Origin of the sequence: Winogradskyella sp., from assembly GCF_013042245.1 — a bacterium.
In the GTDB taxonomy this organism is placed as follows: domain Bacteria; phylum Bacteroidota; class Bacteroidia; order Flavobacteriales; family Flavobacteriaceae; genus Winogradskyella.
The window spans coordinates 23,500-41,988 of sequence record NZ_JABDQL010000082.1 but is presented as its reverse complement, the minus strand read 5'-3'; the positions used below and the strand labels follow the sequence as shown (position 1 = coordinate 41,988).

Sequence of the window (18,489 nt, the reverse complement as noted above, 5' to 3'; positions counted from 1 at the left end):
GTCTTTTATCCAAACAATATTATATTTGGAGTAAAGACTTTAAAAAAGGTTAGTTAAAAAAAGAATATAAATATTTTGTATGAGGGGTTAAAAGTAATTTTTTTATCATTCAGATTGAATTAGTTTAGTTTAGTTTAACAAATATGGACTCAAATTTATACTTTTTTTTCACATATCCTTAACAAAAAATAAAAAATCTGTCAATGTCGCTGAATAATGATCTTTTCTCTAAAACTTTAACAATTGGAACCTTTGATGGTGTGCACATTGGCCACCAAAAAATACTCGAAAAAGTAGTTAATCTATCACAAGCTAATAATCAAATCCCTAGTGTATTAACTTTTTTTCCACATCCCAGAATGGTACTCCATCAAGACAAATCTATAAAGCTTCTTAACACCATTTCTGAACGAAAATTATTGTTAGAAAAGTTTGGAATAGAATTAATTTGCGTCAAAACGTTTACAAAAGAGTTTTCTAAATTATCGGCAGAAGAATACGTCAAGGGTATATTGATAGATGAGTTAAATGCCAAACAAATTGTCATTGGTTACGACCACCATTTCGGAAAAAACAGAAGCGCTAATATCACCGATCTAAAAAAGTTTGCGAAAGAATTCAATTTTGAAATTGAAGAAATCTCAGCAAAAGATATCGAAAATGTGACCATTAGCTCAACAAAAATCAGAAATGCATTAGTTAATGGCAATGTATCTCTTGCTAATTCCTATTTGGGTTATAATTATTTTTTAACCGGTAGAGTTGTAAAAGGGCAAAAAATTGGTCGTACGCTCGATTTCCCAACAGCAAACATATATATAGAAGAAGACTATAAATTGATTCCGAAAGATGGAGTTTATGTCGTGAAAGCAAAGATTGAAGATACGCATTACTTTGGTATGATGAACATTGGTTTAAACCCAACTATAGAAAATAAGCCGCGATCAATCGAAGTTCATTTTTTTGATTTTAAAAAAGATGTTTACGGAAAACAAATTGTCATTGAAATGCTCACAAGACTTAGAGACGAACATAAATTTAATTCTATCGACGCACTAAAAACTCAACTTAAATCTGATAAAAAAAATGCGCTAGCTTATATAAAATCAAAAAATGAATACGTTTCTTTTTAAACATATTGATAATTCGTCACTTATTGTTTTTAGGATTTTCTTTGGTCTACTCTGCTTCTTAGAATCTGTAGGTGCAATATTTACAGGTTGGGTAAAAAACACACTGATTAATCCCCAATTTACATTCAACTTTATGGGTTTTGATTGGCTACAACCCTTACCCGGAAACTGGATGTATGCTTATTATATCTTAATGGGAATTTTTGGACTCCTAATTATGTTTGGTTATAAATACCGTTGGAGTGCCTTAGGTTTTGCCATAATGTGGGCTGGTACTTATTTTATGCAAAAATCATCTTACAACAATCATTACTACTTATTGTTTCTCTTAAGTTTTATCATGGTTCTTTTACCTGCTCATAAGTATGCCTCTGTAGACGTAAACCTCAACCCTAAACTCAAACGCATGTCCATGCCCAATTGGTGCCGTTGGGTGTTTATACTTCAATTATTTATAGTCTACACCTATGCATCTGTAGCCAAAATTTATCCTGATTGGTTAGACGGCTCTGCCGTTAGGTTATTAATGCTAAACAAGTCTCACTTTCCGATTGTTGGAGAACTGCTTCAGCAGAATTATATGCATTACTTTATTGCTTACTCTGGTATTTTATTTGATGGTCTTATAATTCCGCTTTTGCTTTACAAGCCAACCCGAAAGTATGCCTTTTACGCTTCTATATTTTTTCATCTTTTCAATTCTTTTGTATTCCATATTGGCATATTCCCTTATTTGTCATTAGCTTTTTGCCTCTTCTTTTTTGATGCTAAAACAGTTAGAAATCTATTCTTTAAAAAGAAAGAATTATATACAGAAAATCATATTGAAGTTCCCAACTACAACACTATTCTGAAGATAGGTTTTGGTATTTATTTTATAATTCAGATGGCGTTGCCGCTTCGTCATTATTTTATAGAAGACCATGTACTATGGACAGAAGAAGGTCATCGCCTATCATGGCGAATGATGCTTAGATCTAAAAGTGGACGTATTCATTTTAGAGTTGTTGATAATGCTACAAATACCATTATCCCCATAAAACTTGATGATTATCTAACTAAAAAACAACAACGAAGTGTTAAGACAAAACCCGATTTTATCTGGCAGTTTTCGCAACGCTTGAAACAAAAATTTGAAGCTGAAGGCATACTTGTTTCTATCTATGTGACATCTTATTTGAGCGTGAATGGCAAACCATCAAAACGTTATGTTAACCCAGATGTTGACTTGGCAAAAGTTGAATGGAATCAATTTAAACATAGCACTTGGCTTTTACCTTCAAAATAGGGTAGTAATAGTTTTACCAGCCGTAAAATCTTTTTACTTTTGCGGTTTGATAATTAGCGCAACTTTAAGCGCAAAAAACAGTAACTATGTTACAAGTTTCTTATATAAGAGAAAATAGCGAGGACATCGTAAAGCGCATGACCGTTAGAAATATCGACGCCCAACCAATCATTGATGCTGTCTTAACTTTTGATGAGCAGCGCCGCAAACTGCAGACAACTCTCGATGCTACAAAAGCCGAAATGAATACACTTTCTAAAGAAATTGGAAATTTATTCAAATCCGGACAAGCAGAAAAAGCTAACGAACTCAAAAATAAAACCTCTGAGCTTAAAGAAACTATTAAAACCGTTGAGCAACAACTTAATGAGAAAGCTGATGCATTAAATGAACTGCTTTATAAAATTCCTAATGTTCCAAATCTGTTAGTTCCTACAGGAAATTCAGATGAAGACAATTTAGAAACTCTACGCGATGGCAAAATGCCTCAACTTCATGATAGTGCCTTACCGCATTGGGAACTGGCAAAAAAATACAACATCATCGATTTTGAGTTGGGTAATAAAATTACGGGTGCTGGTTTCCCCGTTTATAAGGGTAAAGGTGCACGCTTGCAACGCGCTTTAATTGCTTATTTTTTAGATAAAAATACCGAGGCTGGGTATACTGAATACCAACTACCTCATTTAGTTAATGAAGCTTCTGGTTTTGGCACAGGTCAATTACCGGATAAGGAAGGTCAGATGTATCATGTTATGGAAGACAATTTATATTTAATTCCGACAGCAGAAGTTCCCGGAACTAATATTTTTAGAGATGTAATTCTCAGCGAAAATGAATTACCTATTGGCATTACTGGCTACACACCTTGTTTTAGACGTGAAGCAGGTAGTTATGGTGCTCATGTTCGTGGGCTTAATCGTTTACATCAATTTGATAAAGTTGAAATTATTCGCGTTGAGCATCCTTCAAAATCTTATGAAGCTTTAGATAGCATGGTTGCTCATGTACAAGACATTTTGAAAGAATTGGAATTACCATATAGAATTCTAAGACTTTGCGGTGGTGATTTGACTTTTGCTTCTGCGTTGACTTACGATTTTGAAGTGTTTTCTGCTGCGCAAGAGCGTTGGTTAGAAGTGTCATCAGTTTCAAATTTTGAAAGCTTTCAATCTAACCGATTAAAATTACGCTTTAAAAACAGTGATGGTAAAAACGAATTAGCTCATACATTGAACGGAAGTTCTTTAGCTTTGCCCCGTATTTTGGCAAGCATTTTAGAAAACTACCAAACGGAAGATGGCATTAAAGTCCCTGAGGTATTAATTCCGTATACAGGTTTTGATAAAATAAGTTAGTTTTTTACACATAAGATAAAATCAAAAAATGCCCAAGTAACCTTGGGCATTTTTTATGATACCATTTGCAATATCTATAAGTCCCATTTGTTATATTTACAACTTATGAGGTTTCAGAAATACATAATTATTCTTTTTATCTCTGTTTTTTCTTTCAATTTTGCACAAGTGCAGGAAATGACTAAAAAGCAAGAACAGGATCAATTAGATTTGGCAGATACATATTTTAAGAAAGGCCAGTTTAAAAAAGCACTGCTTTTATATAATACACTGTATAAAGCTAAGCCTTATAATTATATCTATAAGTATGTCGAAACCTTTCAACAATTAGAACAATACGATAGCGCTAAAGTAGTTTTAGAAAAACGCTTAAAAACCAATCGAGTTCCATACCTAGTTGTAGAACTAGGCTATAACTATCAACTATCTGATAGTATCGCCAAGGCCGAAAGCCTTTATAAAGAAGCAATTGGCGCCCTAGATGAACGACCAACTTACGTATACAGTATAGGTCAACGTTTTGAGAAACATTCACTTTTACCACAAGCTATAAAAGCTTACAAGAAGGCGACAGAATTATTACCAGAAAAGAACTTTAGCATACAACTAGCGCGTATTTATGGCGACTTGGGTGATTTACAAAATATGTTTTCGAGTTATCTCGATTATGTCTCCTACAAGCCAAATGCACTAAATAATATAAAGCGAAATCTGAGTCAGTTTATTTCAGAAAATAGAGATACCGAGAGTAATAAGTCACTTCGCATTTTATTGCTTAAAAAAATTCAATCAAATCCTGACATCTATTGGTACGAATTATTGAGTTGGCTATATGTGCAGGAGAAACAATACAATAAATCTTTTGTGCAAGAAAAGGCTTTGTACAAAAGAAATCCTGAAAGCCTAGACAGAATTATAGACTTGGCCATTACAGCCAGAGATGATGGAGATAACGAGACAGCTACATCCATTTTCAATTATATTTTAGACACATCACAGGAAAAAGATGTCTTATTATTAGCGCATCAATCTTTACTTGAGATACAAACAAAATCAGCGTCCAAAAAAGAATTAGAACATGTAAACAAAAGATACCTAGAGCTTTTTGAAACCTTTGGAACCTTTGAATCTACTTTGTCGCTTCAGTTGTCTTACGGTCAGTTTTTGGCCTTTGATTACAACCAACCTAAGGCAGCTTCAGAATTTTTGAAAAAAGCTTATAAATTAGATATTTCGCCGTTTCAAGAAGGCATGGTAAAATTACGCTTAGCAGATATTTTAGTTCTTCAAGAAAAATTTAATGAGGCTCTTATTTTCTATACTCAAATAAAAACTAGCCTAAAAAATAGTACGCTTGCACAAGAAGCTGCCTATAAAATTGCGAAGACCAGTTACTACAAAGGTGATTTTGAATGGGCAGAGTCTCAACTCAAAGTCTTAAAAGCTTCAACTTCCCAATTGATTGCCAATGATGCTTTGGATTTAAAACTGTTGATTTCTGACAACAAGTGGGACGATAGCACTCAAACAGCTTTAAAATATTACGCAAAAGCAGACTTATTTGCCTTTCAGAATAAAACAAATGAAGCCATAAAACTACTAGATAAAATACTAACTGAACACATTGGCGAAAGTATTATTGACGAAACTTTATACACACAAGCTAGATTGTACGAATCGCAACAACAATACGAAAAAGCAGAAATAAATTACCAAAAAATCATAGCCGATTATCGCGAAGATATCTTTATTGATGATGCTTATTATCATTTAGCAGAGCTCTATAACTTACATCTAGAAAAGCCTGAAGAGGCAAAAGAGCTCTACGAAAAAATTATCTTTGACCATGAAGACAGTATTTATTTTGTCGAAGCCCGAAAGAAATTTAGGATGTTGCGAGGAGATACCATAAATTAATCTATAATTTTCAATAAACATCAGATAATCTCTCAAAGACCAAAGTCTAATTAAATCTTGCTAAATCTCCACCCTCAAGCTTCGGGACTAGATTACAAAAAGGATTACCTTTGGTCTTTAGAATTTTAATAGTATGATTATATACAACGTCACCGTAAACATAGACGATTCCGTTCATGACGAATGGTTAATTTGGATTAAAGAGCACATCCCAAAAGTTTTGTCTACTGGAAAATTTGATAGAGCTACCTTTTCAAAAGTTTTGGTCGATGAAGAAATGGGAGGGCAAACCTATTCCATTCAATTCCGTTCATATTCCCGAAAAGCACTAGACACCTATTACCGAGACGATGCAGATAGATTGCGTCAAGACGGTCTAAAGCGTTTTGCCGATAAAATGGTAGCCTTTAGAACAGAACTAGAAGTTGTTGATGAATATGCTGTAAATTTTAAATAATCATGAATTGATTATCCTTTTTTAATCATAAATTGAAAAATATAATGATTTCTCTGTCATTTCAAGCGTGGTCACAGAGCGTGGTCACAGAGCGTAGTCACAGAGCGTAGTCGAAGTGTAGTCGAAGTGTGGTCGAGAAACCGTAAGGTTCAGCGTAGCTAAATCTAAAATATTGTTTTACAAGGCATTTCGACTTTAGTTTATTCTCAGTACTCAATGTGACAGAATGAGTTTGAAATTTTAATTATTACTCATTACGGACATTTAAAATCATGAATAACTTAATATATAATAACAAAACGCTACTAATAGCAATAAGTGTACTAATTATAGCATCAGGAGCAATATTAACATATTTGCAGTATAATATTGAGCCTTGGGAAACAGTTGGTGGATTTCTTTGTGGACTTGGTTTAGGGTTATTACTTATTTTTATTTCATTAAAGAAACCTTTGGATTAATCATATGAGCGTAAAAGCAAAAAAACACCTCGGTCAACATTTTCTTAAAGATGAAAATATTGCCAAAAAAATAGCAGATACTTTATCTTTAAAAGGTTACGATGATGTATTAGAAATTGGCCCTGGTATGGGCGTGTTAACCAAGTATCTACTTGAAAAAAACACCACAACTCACGTTATAGAAATAGATACTGAGTCTGTAGATTACCTAAAAAACAACTATCTCCATCTCGCTGATAGAATTTATGAAAAAGATTTTTTAAAATACAACCTAAACTTAGTATTCAAAGGAAAGCCGTTCGCCGTAATCGGTAATTTTCCCTATAATATTTCTTCACAAATAGTCTTTAAAACCTTAGAGATGCGTGCCCAAATTCCGGAGTTTTCTGGAATGTTCCAAAAAGAAGTTGCCTTACGCATTTGCTCTAAAGAAGGTAACAAAGTATATGGTATACTTTCTGTATTAACACAAGCTTTTTATGATGCAAAGTATTTATTTACTGTACCTCCAAATGTTTTTAATCCACCTCCAAAAGTAGATTCTGGAGTGTTATTATTAACTCGTAAAGAGAATTATACCTTGCCTTGCGACGAAAAATTATTCTTTAGAGTTGTCAAAACAAGTTTTCAGCAACGAAGAAAAACATTGCGTAATAGTTTAAAAATATTTAATCTATCGGATAATTTAAAAGCAAATACTATATTTGGGCAACGCCCAGAACAATTAAGTGTTGACCAATTTATTGAGCTGACCACTTCAATTGAAAATGATGAAAATTAATTTTTAAGAATTAAACTTCTTAGTGGAAGAAACTCAAGAAAACATCCAATTTCAACTTACTGACGAGCTTTTAGAAAACGTTCAGTTACTTATCTCAAATCAAGATGACAAGGGATTAAAGGTGCTTTTAAATGAGTTTCACTACGCAGACATTGCTGAGATTTTAGATGAGTTAAATTTTGATAAATCCATCTATATTATTAAGCTTTTAGATAGCGAGACCACATCAGATATTATAACGGAGCTTGATGAAGATGTCCGAGAAAAAATTCTTGAAAACCTTTCTACAAAAGAAATTGCCGAAGAGGTTGAAGAGTTAGATACCGATGACGCAGCAGATATCATTGCAGAATTACCAGAAGAACGTCAAGAAGCCGTTATTTCCCAGATTGAAGACCAGGAACACAAGGCCGAAATACAAGAACTTTTAGCTTACGATGAGGATACTGCCGGTGGTCTTATGGCTAAAGAATTGGTTAAAGTTTATGGAACTTGGACAGTAGCTGGTTGTATACGTCGTATTAGAGGACAAGCAAAAGATGTGACAAGAGTACACTCTATATATGTTGTCAATAAAGAAGAAAAACTTATTGGACGTCTTTCGCTTAAAGACTTAATTACTGCTAAAAGCGATGAAAAAATTGCCGATATCGCCAAAGATAATGTCGATTGGGTAAATGTTAATGATGGTGCAGAAGATGTAGCAAAAGTAATGGCAAAGTACGATTTGGAAGCCATACCAGTCGTAGATGACGAACAAACCCTAGTTGGACGTATTACGATTGATGATATTGTAGATGTACTTAAAGAAGAAGCCGATAAAGACTACCAATTAGCTGCTGGTATTACCCAAGATGTAGATTCTGACGATAGTATTGTAGAATTGACAAAAGCACGTTTACCATGGTTATTTTTAGGTTTAGTTGGTGGTATAGGTGCTTTTTTAATAATGGAAGGCTTTCAGGAAGCTTTTAAGGGCGAAGCTTTTGTACTTTTCTTTTTTACACCACTAATAGCGGCTATGGCAGGAAATGTTGGTGTACAATCTAGTGCCATTATCGTTCAAGGTTTAGCCAATGATGATGTAAGAGGCAGTGTAAATAATCGATTACTTAAAGAGATGTTTTTAGCAGCTTTAAACGGAGTTATTCTTGCTATATTTTTATTTTTATTTGTTTGGGCAACTAAAGGAGAAATTAACACAGCTTTTGCTATTTCAGTTTCACTAGTCGCTGTTATTATAATGGCTGGTCTTATTGGCACATTTGTCCCATTATTTTTAGATAAACGTGGAATTGACCCAGCTATAGCAACAGGACCTTTTATAACTACGAGTAATGATATCCTTGGCATTTTACTCTACTTTTGGATTGCCAGATTAATTCTAGGTATATAATTCGCCTTGCTTTTGTAACTTTACTATATTAAAGCAATAAATATTGAAGACAAACACGCACTTTTCACTAAACAATGGCACCCACATCGCATCGCAATGGTGGATAACATGCAAGTAATATTAGCCAAGATTAAAGGCGAATTTGTATGGCATAGTCACGAAAATGAAGATGAGTTATTTCAAGTTGTAAAAGGCACACTTTATATGCAGTTTAGAGATAGAACCGAAATTGTAAAAGAAGGAGAACTCATTGTAGTGCCAAAAGGTGTGGAGCATAATCCATGTACTAAAAATGACGAAGAAGTACATCTTCTACTCTTCGAAATGTTAAACACTGCGCATACAGGTGATATAGAACATGAAAAGACCCAAACAGAATACCCTTGGATTTGAAAATACTTCACATAGACACCAACCACCAACTCCTCATAAATCAACTTAACGATTTAGGCTTTACCAATCATGAAGATTACACCTCATCTAAATCTCAAATTGAAGCTAAAATATCTGATTACGATGGCATTATTATCCGAAGCCGATTTAGCATTAATAAACAATTTTTAGATGCTGCCAAGAATTTAAAGTTCATTGGTCGTGTTGGCGCCGGCTTAGAAAATATAGACTGTGATTATGCAGAATCTAAAGGTGTGACTTTATTTAATGCCCCAGAAGGCAATAGGAATGCTGTTGCTGAACATGCTTTGGGCATGCTATTATCCTTGTTTAACAAACTCAACAAAGCAGACAAGGAAGTTAGACAAGGCAAATGGTTACGAGAAGCTAATCGCGGTATTGAGTTAGATGGAAAAACAGTTGGACTTATTGGTTATGGAAATATGGGTAAAGCTTTTGCTAAAAAACTTAGAGGTTTTGATGTTAAAGTCATTTGCTATGACATTAAACCAAACGTTGAAGATGAGAATTGCACTCAAGTTTCGCTAGAAGAATTGAAAGAAAAAGCCGACGTTCTAAGTTTACATACACCACAAACCCCATTAACTCTAAAGATGATGAATACTGAATTCATTAATAATTTTAAAAACCCTTTTTGGCTCATAAACACAGCTCGTGGCAAAAGTGTTGTTACAGAAGATTTAATAAGCGCATTAGATTCTGGAAAAATTTTAGGTGCTGGTTTAGATGTTTTAGAATATGAAAAAACATCTTTTGAGGATTTGTTTAAAGTTGAAGAACCTAAATTTCGATGGATGCGAAAAGGAAAAAAAAGTAACTTGCCTGAAGCTTTTCAATACCTCATAAATGCTGACAATGTAATTTTAACGCCACATGTTGCAGGCTGGACCAATGAAAGCAAAGAGAAATTGGCGCAAACTATAGTAGATAAAATCAAAGCAAAATTTTGCTAATTTTATTGTATGAAGAAAATCATACTTTTAAATGAAAGTTAGCGCTATTTGGCACTTTAGTATGACATAAAAGTAGCAACAAGACAATAGATTTGTGACCTAATTTTAAACTAAAAATCATGAAACGCACCATTATTAAATTTGGCGGTTACAGCTGTTTACTGCTAATTGCTGTATTTGGGATTTCATTTCTATTTGAAGACCAAATGGATTTTTCAACAAGTGAAATTTTTGGATACGCAACCATAGTCTTATCCTTGTCTTTTGTTTTCTTTGGCATTAAAAATTATCGCGATAAAGAAAACAATGGCATTATAAGTTTTGGCAAAGTACTTAAAATTGGACTTCTAATCACGCTTTTAGCTTCACTTACTTTTGGGCTTATTAATGTAATTTATACTGAAGTCATAAATCCAGAATTTTCAACTGAGTACTATAATTATTCCGTTGAAAAAATAAAAAAAGAATTACCCACAGAAGAATATAAAGCCAAAATTGAAGAACTAGAATCTCAACAAGACCTTTTTAGAAATCCCCTATTTAATTTCGTAGTAATGAGCTTGACTGTTTTTATTATTGGTTTTATTATTTCTTTAATTTCAGGGTTAATTTTACAACGTAAAAAATAAATCAATCATATTATGCAATACAAAGCTGACTCCCCAGAAGACTATATAAGTCAACTTCCTGAAGAACGGAAAGCTCCAATCACAAAACTTCATAACCTTATAAAAGATAATATGCCAAAAGGTTTAGAATCCGGAATGAGCTATGGTATGTTGGCCTACTTTGTGCCTAAATCTGTCTACCCAGCAGGGTATCATTGTAAGCCTTTTCCACCACTACCATTTCTAAATCTGGCATCACAAAAAAACTTTATTGCATTTTACCACATGGGGATCTATGCAAAAAAAGAACTGTATGATTGGTTTGTTGCAGAATACCCTAAACACTCAGACTATAAATTAGATATGGGTAAAAGTTGTGTGCGTTTTAAAAAAATAGACGCTATTCCTTATGATTTAATTGAACAGTTATTAGGAAGAATGTCTATTAAAGAATGGATTGACATTTACGAATCTACTATTAAAAAATAAAACTAATGAAAAAACGCGTCACAGGAATTGGTGGATTATTTTTTAAGTCTAAAGACCCAAAAGCCTCAAAAGATTGGTACAAAAAACACTTAGATTTTAATACCGATAATTACGGCTGTACCTTTTGGTGGAAGGACAAAGAAGGAAATGATGCAACCACACAATGGAGTCCATTTAAAGATGATACCACCTACTTTGAACCTTCTAAAAAAGACTTTATGTTTAACTATAGAGTCGAAGATTTAGAAACTCTTATAGAAACTTTAAGAGATGAAGGTGTAACAATTGTTGGTGATATGCAGACCTATGAGTATGGAAAGTTTGCTTGGATACTTGACAACGAAAACAATAAAATAGAATTATGGGAGCCCATTGATGCGGCATTTAAATAATTTGAATTGTTTTTTTGTTATTTTAAACGCTAATAAATATTAACCTTAAAACAAAAAACTATGTCAGACGATAATAAAAATTTAGGAGACGACCTTAACGATATGATTGGCGATGCCAAAGACAGCGCAAAAAAAACGGGCGATAAAATAAGCCAAAAAGCTAGTGAATTAGCAGACGATGCCAAAAAGCTTGGTCAGGAAGCTAAAGAAAAAGCTAGTGAGTTTGCTAAAGACGCCAAAGAAAGTGCAGGGAGCTTTGCTTCTGGTGCACAAGAAGTAATGAACAACAAAAAAGTTCTGGCTGGAATTATGGCAATACTTTTTGGGGCGCTTGGTGTACACAAATTTATCTTAGGCTATAATACTGAAGGTGGAATTTTACTAGGCCTTTTTATTGTAGGTCTAATTTTATCCTGTGTTGGTATAGGTGTTCTATTGGCTTGGCTATTAGGTATTGTTGGACTTATTGAAGGTATAATATATTTAACTAAATCCGATGAAGAATTTTACAATACCTACCAAGTAGGTAAGAAACCTTGGTTTTAGAGAATTATAATAATCATAAACTAAAAAACTCAGAATTTTATTCTGAGTTTTTTAGTTTTCTGTAAGTCCATAATCTGATGGTAAGGCATCACCAATACGTTGACTACCCATAAAACCTCCAAAAAGCACCACAGGAATGGGCGCATAATTACCGTATTTATCTACTGAAAACTGAATACTATCAGTTGTTTGAATAACCGATTCAGATAAGTCTTTGTAAAAAATATCTAGCCTTTTCTTTAAGCTTATAGTTTTGATACCATTTTTATTTGCTTCGGAAATTGTAAAAAATTTATAAGGATTTACTTTATATCCTTTCTTACCAAATATATAACCTTCTTCTTCAAATTGTTTGTGATATAAAGCTCGCATAAAATGCTGTATCGACCCTTTATAGGCTTTTAATCTATTTTTAAAATTCTTTTTCTTTCTTCTAGTATTTAAATCTTTATAAAATGAGGTTCCCGTATAGATAACCGATTCGGCATTCCAGTTTCCTATGACTATTTCACAATCTACGATATCAAAACTAAGCTCGTATTGTAGACTTTTATTTTTAACTAATACTGGTTTTTTTGACCACGCCATTAAGGTTCTCTTTTGCTTATTATATCTAAATCTTAAATCATTTTCATTTAATATTTTACAAGATTTACCAAATTCAGATTTACCCAAAAACTCCTTTCTAAACCATTTCAATTTTTGAGCTCTAGGCATTCCATCATCAGTATCTATAACGACTTCGTCTAGTTGATTTACGGATGCTTTAAGTTCTACTTTAATATCAGAAGAATTTCTATAATCTGAAATAAAGACTTTTTCATATCCTAAAAACGAAATAACTAAAGTAGATTGAACAGCATCATTATAATCTATAGAGAATTCGCCCATCTCGCTAGTGGTTGTTCCGATAGTTGTATTATCAAAATAGACAGAAACAGTCTCTAAAGGTTTTTTTGTTGTTGCATCTAAAACTTTACCTTTTAAGGTTTGAGCATGGGTTATTAAGCAAGATAAAAGAAGTAAAACAGAAGTTATTCTACTTGTCATTATTGTCCATAAATTTACGTTCTAATTCCGATTGAAATTCTTCCATAACTGGTCTTACAGTACTTTCTGGTAAGTCGGCAATTTTAATATACATCAATCCATCAACAGCATTATTAAAAAGTGGGTCTACATTAAACGCTACAAGCTTAGCGTTCTGTTTTATATATTTTTTTAGTAATACAGGAAGTCGTAATGCGCCAGGCTCTACTTCATCGATAATTTTATCGAACTTATTTAAATCGGCTTCGGTAGCATCAAAAACAAAGTCTTTATCTGCGTCTTTCAGTTTTACTTTGAATTCTTTTTTAGGATGAACATACTGTGCCACATAAGGGTCGTAATAATGTGATTTCATAAACTCAATCATCAAACTCTTTGAAAAGTTTGAAAACTGATTACTAATACTAACACCGCCAATTAAATATTTATGTTCTGGATAACGCAAGGTGGTATGCACAATGCCTTTCCATAGTAAAAATAATGGCATTGGTTTTTGCTGGTATTCTCTTATAATAAATGCACGACCCATCTCAATAGATTGACTCATCATTTTATACAATTCTGGCTCAAAACGGAACAAATCCTGAAGGTAAAACCCATCAATTCCATAACGCTCAAAAATCTTAGAACCTAAGCCCATACGGTAAGCTCCAGCAATTCTTTGTGTATTAGCATCCCATAAAAACATGTGGTGATAATAGGTATCAAAATCATCTAAGTCAATAGATTCATTGGTTCCTTCACCTACTTCTCTAAAAGTAATTTCTCGAAGTCTGCCAATTTCTCTCAGTATGTTTGGTATATCTTGCGCAGAGGCCAAATACACCTCGTAATTTTTACTCGTAAGTAACCTACAATCCTTTTCTCTTAAATGGTTAACCTCATTAATCATAGTTTGAGAATCCACAGGCGTCACTATTCGCTTAGCAAGTTTTGGGACTTTTAATGACGATTGAATATTGTCTAAAATTTTTGGTTTATCCTCAAAAGCACGAGATAACATATATGTTTTCTGTCTTAAGAAATCTGAAAAATCCTTTAAATCACTATGTCCCTTTTGGTCTTTCACTGATATAGATTTACCAATTCTGACTTTGATGACGCGACGTTTTTGAGTTAATAATTCTGATGGTAGCTTCGCCGTCCTGAGTGTGTCGCTTATTTTGGATAGTCTGTAAAATAAGCGGCTATTTTTAGCATGAAAATAAATAGGAACAACAGGAACTTCAGCCTTTTGAATCAATTTCATAGCTGCATCTTCCCAAGGTTTATCAACAACTAATTTTCCGTCACGATATGTAGACACTTCACCTGCTGGAAAAACTCCGAGCGGATGACCATCGCGTAAATGCATAATCGCATTTTTAAAGCCTGTGATACTACTTGCAGCGTCCTTTCTGTCTTCAAAAGGATTTACAGGCATAATGTATGGCTTTAAAGGCTCAATTCTATGTAATAAAAAATTGGCTATAATCTTAAAATCGCTTCGCTGCTCAATCATCAATTTAAGTAATAAAATACCATCAATACCACCAAGCGGATGGTTAGAAACTGTAATATATGGTCCTTCTTTGGGTAGGCGTTTTAAATCTTCCTCTGGAATTTCAAATTTTATCTGAAACTCATCAAGGATTCCGTCTAAAAACTCAAGTTTATTAAGATTTTTATTACGGTTATAAATTCTGTTGAGTGTAGATATCTTTAGGACTTTCATCAATATCCAACCTGCAAAAGTTCCCATAAATCCATACTTATCTGCATTAATGGCTTTTGCAACTTCTTTAGCGGATACTAATCCTGTGTTTGATGATTTAGTCATAAAAACAAATGTAGTAAATGTTTAGGTAGTTACTATTTGAACGGTTTTTTGGGTTAATTGTTTCAGTAATACCGTTTTATCCTTTTCAAGATTTCTAATAGCGTCTTCATTAAAATACCTAATCGTATAAAGATTCACATTTTTGTGCGCTGTGACTTTAAACTTTGCTTTTAAATGCTGAAGCAACTTTTCAAGAGTATTATATGTGTTTTCTAAACAAACTGAAAAGCTAATTGCCGAATTCTGAATGACATCAACCTTCATTTTATACAAATGTAAAAGGCTGAAAATTTCACTTATATTTTCTTCTACGATATATGAAAAATCAAGTGATGACAATGATATCAATACCTGGTTTTTCTTAACGATAAAGCAAGGGATTTCTGGCTCTATGGTTTTACCTTTACTCACACTTGTACCATCTTCTTGGGGATTTAAAAACGATTTTACATAAAGCGGAATCTCCTTTCGTTGCAATGGCTGAAGCGTTTTTGGATGAATTACAGAAGCGCCATAAAATGCCAACTCAATGGCTTCTCTATAAGAAATCTGGTTAAGCAGCTGTGCATTTTCAAAATAACGTGGGTCGGCATTTAATACCCCTGGTACGTCTTTCCAAATAGTAACGCTTGTAGCATTTAAACAATAGGCAAAAATTGCAGCTGTATAATCACTACCTTCACGTCCTAAAGTGGTTGTAAAATTATTGGTGTCACTCCCTAAAAATCCCTGAGTTATATTTAAAATATTGGTATTTAGATTTCTTGCTATCTGCTCTTGAGAGATATCCCAATCTACATTTGCGCGTCTATAGTAACTGTCTGTTTTAATGAACATACGTACATCTAACCAGTTATTATTGAGTCCTATTTCATTAAGATAATAACTAATAACTGTGGTAGAAATAAGCTCGCCAAACCCTATCGTTTGGTCATATACGAAGTTATAATCAGGTGATTTATTGACCTTTAAAAAATTCTCTAACTCTGTAAATAAAGACTTTACAGCTTGAAAAACAGGATGCCTTTCATTCTCAAAAAGGTCTAATAAAATCTGATTATGAAATTTTTTTACATCTTGTAAGGCACTTTGAAGCTCTGCTTTATTCTCAAAATAATTTTTGATGACCAACTCCATAGCATTGGTGGTTTTTCCCATAGCCGAAACTACAACAAGTGTGTTATTATAGCCTACAGTTTTTAAAACCGAAGCTACATTTCTTACACCTTCAGCATCTTTAACCGAGGCTCCACCAAATTTGAATATTTTCATCTATAATTTACTGATATAATCATCAATAGCTCGGCTATCCATCTGCACCACATCCCAATCTCGCATTACGTTAGCTCCTTTTTTCTTATAAAATTCTATGGCTGGCTCATTCCAATCTAATACTTCCCATGAAATGCGTTTTACGCCTTTTTCTTTTCCATATTTAACCACTTCATCAAGTAGTAAACTTCCTAAGCCTTTTCCTCGAGACGCTTGACTTACAATTAAATCTTCAAGGTGAATGACTTCACCCTTCCAAGTAGAATATCTCGTGTAAATTAAAGCTAAGCCTTCGACTTTGCCTTCAACCTCAATAACAAAACAAACAAATTTTGGGTGCTCTCCGTAGCCATCTCTAACGAGTTGCTCGACAGTAACTTCTACTGCATCTGGTTCTTTTTCAAAAATTGCCAATTCTTTAATGAGTTCGTAAACCCTTGGCATATCATCCTTGGTGGCAAGACGTGGTTGATTCATAAGTTGTGTAATGGTTTTCAAATATAGCTGAAAAGAACCATTTAGTTTAAATAATTTCATTTACGAAAACGTTATAGTTGGGAAAAAAAGCGATATTTGTCAAAAATTAAATCCATTTATATACGCATGTCTCAACGCAACCAGACCTTAGGTGAATTCATTATCGAAAATCAATCCTCTTTTAAATACACTTCTGGTGAGTTATCCCGACTTATAAATTCTATAAGATTAGCGGCGAAAGTGGTAAATCATGAGGTAAATAAAGCTGGTTTAGTGGATATTATTGGCACTGCTGGTGACACAAATATCCAAGGCGAAGACCAACAAAAACTAGACGTTTACGCCAATGATACATTTATAAAAACCATGACCAAGCGTAATATTGTTTGTGGCATTGCTAGTGAAGAAGAAGATGATTTTGTTGCTATTAATAGCCAAGATGAAAATCATCAAAATAAATATGTGGTTCTCATCGACCCACTTGATGGCTCATCTAACATAGACGTTAATGTCTCAGTAGGTACAATTTTCTCTATATACAGACGTGTGACTCCTGTTGGTACACCAGTGACTATTAAAGATTTTTTGCAAAAAGGAAACCAACAAGTTGCTGCTGGTTATGTCGTTTACGGTACCTCGACAATGCTAGTTTACACAACAGGACATGGTGTTAATGGCTTTACCTTAAATCCTGCAATTGGCACATTTTACCTATCACATCCAAATATGCAATTTCCTGAAAATGGCAGTATTTATTCTGTAAATGAAGGTAACTACATACATTTTCCTAAAGGTATAAAAGACTATATTAAATATTGCCAAATGGAAGAAGGTGACCGACCTTACACATCACGTTATATTGGGTCTTTAGTATCGGATTTTCATCGTAATATGATAAAAGGTGGTATCTATATGTACCCAAAAAGTTCAATGAATGCAAAAGGGAAACTTCGTTTACTATACGAATGCAACCCAATGGCCTTTTTAGCTGAGCAGGCCAATGGAAAGGCTAGTGATGGTTTTACCAGAATTATGGATATTGAACCTACAGAACTTCACGAACGCGTACCGTTTATCTGCGGAAGTAAAAATATGGTGGAAAAGGCAGAGGAATTTATGCAAAATGCATAAAAAAAGAAGACAAATTAAAACTTGACTTCTTTTATATCTTATAAAAACAATTAAAATTACTGGTTCATGTTTTTCATCTTATCTGTAAATTCATCTAAATCAACCTCGTAGTGTACAAGTGTCAAAGCCTTATCGGCGATATACCTTATGTTATCTTGATTAAAACCTAAACCAATACATAGCTTCTCTAATAAAGATACTTGATTAGGTCCTTCAATATGATCTGCCCAAACCATACGTGCTAAGTCATACAAACGCTCTAAACGCTCATCGTAAGAGTGTGGTGCATTAATCGGGTGAGACTTATAATCTTTAAGTATTTCTTTATAATCCTGTTCTGTAATATCTAATCGTGTTGCCAAACGGTCTAAAAATGCTTTTTCAGCATCATTAATAATTCCATCGCTCATAGCAACTCTTACTATTGCTGCAAAATGGTCCTCGTTTCTTTTTTTAAATCCGCTTTCGAATAAATCTGAAAATGACATATATCTTTATTTTTTTAGTCACAACAAATATAATTCTAATAAAAGATTTCCAATATAGA

At 33.5% G+C, this 18,489-nt stretch carries 20 protein-coding genes; 15 read left to right on the top strand and 5 right to left on the bottom strand.

Annotation, left to right across the window (positions count from 1 at the left end; translation table 11 throughout):
* The first annotated feature begins 203 nt into the window (after positions 1-203).
* The 14 genes from HKP48_RS06990 to HKP48_RS06925 all read left to right on the top strand — a co-directional run bounded on the left by HKP48_RS06990 (position 204) and on the right by HKP48_RS06925 (position 12,193).
* Complete coding sequence (locus HKP48_RS06990; protein WP_296344225.1) at positions 204-1,133, top strand: bifunctional riboflavin kinase/FAD synthetase; 930 nt, start codon at positions 204-206, stop codon at positions 1,131-1,133.
* Positions 1,114-2,421 (top strand): HTTM domain-containing protein, encoded by a 1,308-nt coding sequence (locus HKP48_RS06985; protein WP_296344223.1) that lies wholly within the window; start codon positions 1,114-1,116, stop codon positions 2,419-2,421. Before HKP48_RS06990 ends, HKP48_RS06985 begins: the two co-directional genes overlap by 20 nt.
* Positions 2,422-2,507: 86 nt before the next feature.
* On the top strand, positions 2,508-3,779 hold the full coding sequence (serS, locus tag HKP48_RS06980) for a serine--tRNA ligase (protein ID WP_296344221.1): 1,272 nt from the start codon (positions 2,508-2,510) through the stop codon (positions 3,777-3,779).
* A 177-nt stretch (positions 3,780-3,956) separates the two neighbouring features.
* A complete protein-coding gene (locus HKP48_RS06975) occupies positions 3,957-5,696 on the top strand; it encodes a tetratricopeptide repeat protein (protein ID WP_296344219.1) in 1,740 nt (579 codons plus the stop codon).
* Between the two features lie 133 nt (positions 5,697-5,829).
* The gene (locus HKP48_RS06970) at positions 5,830-6,153 is read left to right on the top strand and encodes a DUF4286 family protein (protein ID WP_296344217.1); all 324 of its coding nucleotides are present in this window, start codon (positions 5,830-5,832) and stop codon (positions 6,151-6,153) included.
* Between the two features lie 272 nt (positions 6,154-6,425).
* Positions 6,426-6,614, top strand: a complete 189-nt coding sequence (locus tag HKP48_RS06965; RefSeq protein WP_296344215.1) for a hypothetical protein — start codon at positions 6,426-6,428, stop codon at positions 6,612-6,614.
* A 4-nt stretch (positions 6,615-6,618) separates the two neighbouring features.
* Positions 6,619-7,395 carry a 16S rRNA (adenine(1518)-N(6)/adenine(1519)-N(6))-dimethyltransferase RsmA gene (gene rsmA / locus HKP48_RS06960; RefSeq protein WP_296344213.1) on the top strand — a complete coding sequence of 259 codons (777 nt, stop codon included), beginning with the start codon at positions 6,619-6,621 and terminating at the stop codon, positions 7,393-7,395.
* A 22-nt stretch (positions 7,396-7,417) separates the two neighbouring features.
* Positions 7,418-8,791 carry a magnesium transporter gene (gene mgtE / locus HKP48_RS06955; protein WP_296344211.1) on the top strand — a complete coding sequence of 458 codons (1,374 nt, stop codon included), beginning with the start codon at positions 7,418-7,420 and terminating at the stop codon, positions 8,789-8,791.
* Positions 8,792-8,818: 27 nt separating this feature from the next.
* Positions 8,819-9,184 (top strand): cupin domain-containing protein, encoded by a 366-nt coding sequence (locus HKP48_RS06950; protein ID WP_296344244.1) that lies wholly within the window; start codon positions 8,819-8,821, stop codon positions 9,182-9,184.
* Positions 9,181-10,158, top strand: coding sequence for a 2-hydroxyacid dehydrogenase (locus HKP48_RS06945; RefSeq protein WP_296344209.1), 978 nt, complete (start codon positions 9,181-9,183; stop codon positions 10,156-10,158). The genes HKP48_RS06950 and HKP48_RS06945 overlap by 4 nt, the downstream gene beginning before the upstream one ends.
* Before the next feature lie 119 nt (positions 10,159-10,277).
* Entirely contained in the window at positions 10,278-10,787 is a 510-nt protein-coding gene (locus tag HKP48_RS06940; protein WP_296344207.1) for a DUF4199 domain-containing protein, read from the top strand.
* Positions 10,788-10,799: 12 nt separating this feature from the next.
* Positions 10,800-11,255, top strand: coding sequence for a DUF1801 domain-containing protein (locus HKP48_RS06935; protein ID WP_296344205.1), 456 nt, complete (start codon positions 10,800-10,802; stop codon positions 11,253-11,255).
* A 5-nt stretch (positions 11,256-11,260) separates the two neighbouring features.
* A complete protein-coding gene (locus tag HKP48_RS06930; RefSeq protein WP_296344204.1) occupies positions 11,261-11,647 on the top strand; it encodes a VOC family protein in 387 nt (128 codons plus the stop codon).
* 60 nt (positions 11,648-11,707) lie between these two features.
* Entirely contained in the window at positions 11,708-12,193 is a 486-nt protein-coding gene (locus tag HKP48_RS06925) for an NINE protein (RefSeq protein ID WP_296344202.1), read from the top strand.
* 51 nt (positions 12,194-12,244) lie between these two features.
* Here the strand turns inward: HKP48_RS06925 and HKP48_RS06920 are convergent, their stop codons facing one another.
* From HKP48_RS06920 to HKP48_RS06905, 4 genes are read right to left on the bottom strand one after another with little or no spacing between them, the layout of a single operon-like run.
* The gene (locus HKP48_RS06920) at positions 12,245-13,243 is read right to left on the bottom strand and encodes a carboxypeptidase-like regulatory domain-containing protein (protein ID WP_296344201.1); all 999 of its coding nucleotides are present in this window, start codon (positions 13,241-13,243) and stop codon (positions 12,245-12,247) included.
* Positions 13,233-15,062 carry a lysophospholipid acyltransferase family protein gene (locus HKP48_RS06915; RefSeq protein ID WP_296344200.1) on the bottom strand — a complete coding sequence of 610 codons (1,830 nt, stop codon included), beginning with the start codon at positions 15,060-15,062 and terminating at the stop codon, positions 13,233-13,235. Before HKP48_RS06915 ends, HKP48_RS06920 begins: the two co-directional genes overlap by 11 nt.
* Positions 15,063-15,083: 21 nt before the next feature.
* Positions 15,084-16,334, bottom strand: a complete 1,251-nt coding sequence (locus HKP48_RS06910; RefSeq protein WP_296344198.1) for an aspartate kinase — start codon at positions 16,332-16,334, stop codon at positions 15,084-15,086.
* Complete coding sequence (locus tag HKP48_RS06905; RefSeq protein ID WP_296344242.1) at positions 16,335-16,811, bottom strand: GNAT family N-acetyltransferase; 477 nt, start codon at positions 16,809-16,811, stop codon at positions 16,335-16,337. It lies immediately after the preceding gene.
* Between the two features lie 126 nt (positions 16,812-16,937).
* Here HKP48_RS06905 and fbp point away from each other — a divergent pair, with 126 nt between their 5' ends.
* Positions 16,938-17,942, top strand: a complete 1,005-nt coding sequence (fbp, locus tag HKP48_RS06900; protein ID WP_296344241.1) for a class 1 fructose-bisphosphatase — start codon at positions 16,938-16,940, stop codon at positions 17,940-17,942.
* 56 nt (positions 17,943-17,998) lie between these two features.
* Here the strand turns inward: fbp and HKP48_RS06895 are convergent, their stop codons facing one another.
* Positions 17,999-18,430 carry a TerB family tellurite resistance protein gene (locus tag HKP48_RS06895; RefSeq protein ID WP_296344196.1) on the bottom strand — a complete coding sequence of 144 codons (432 nt, stop codon included), beginning with the start codon at positions 18,428-18,430 and terminating at the stop codon, positions 17,999-18,001.
* Positions 18,431-18,489: the final 59 nt, after the last annotated feature.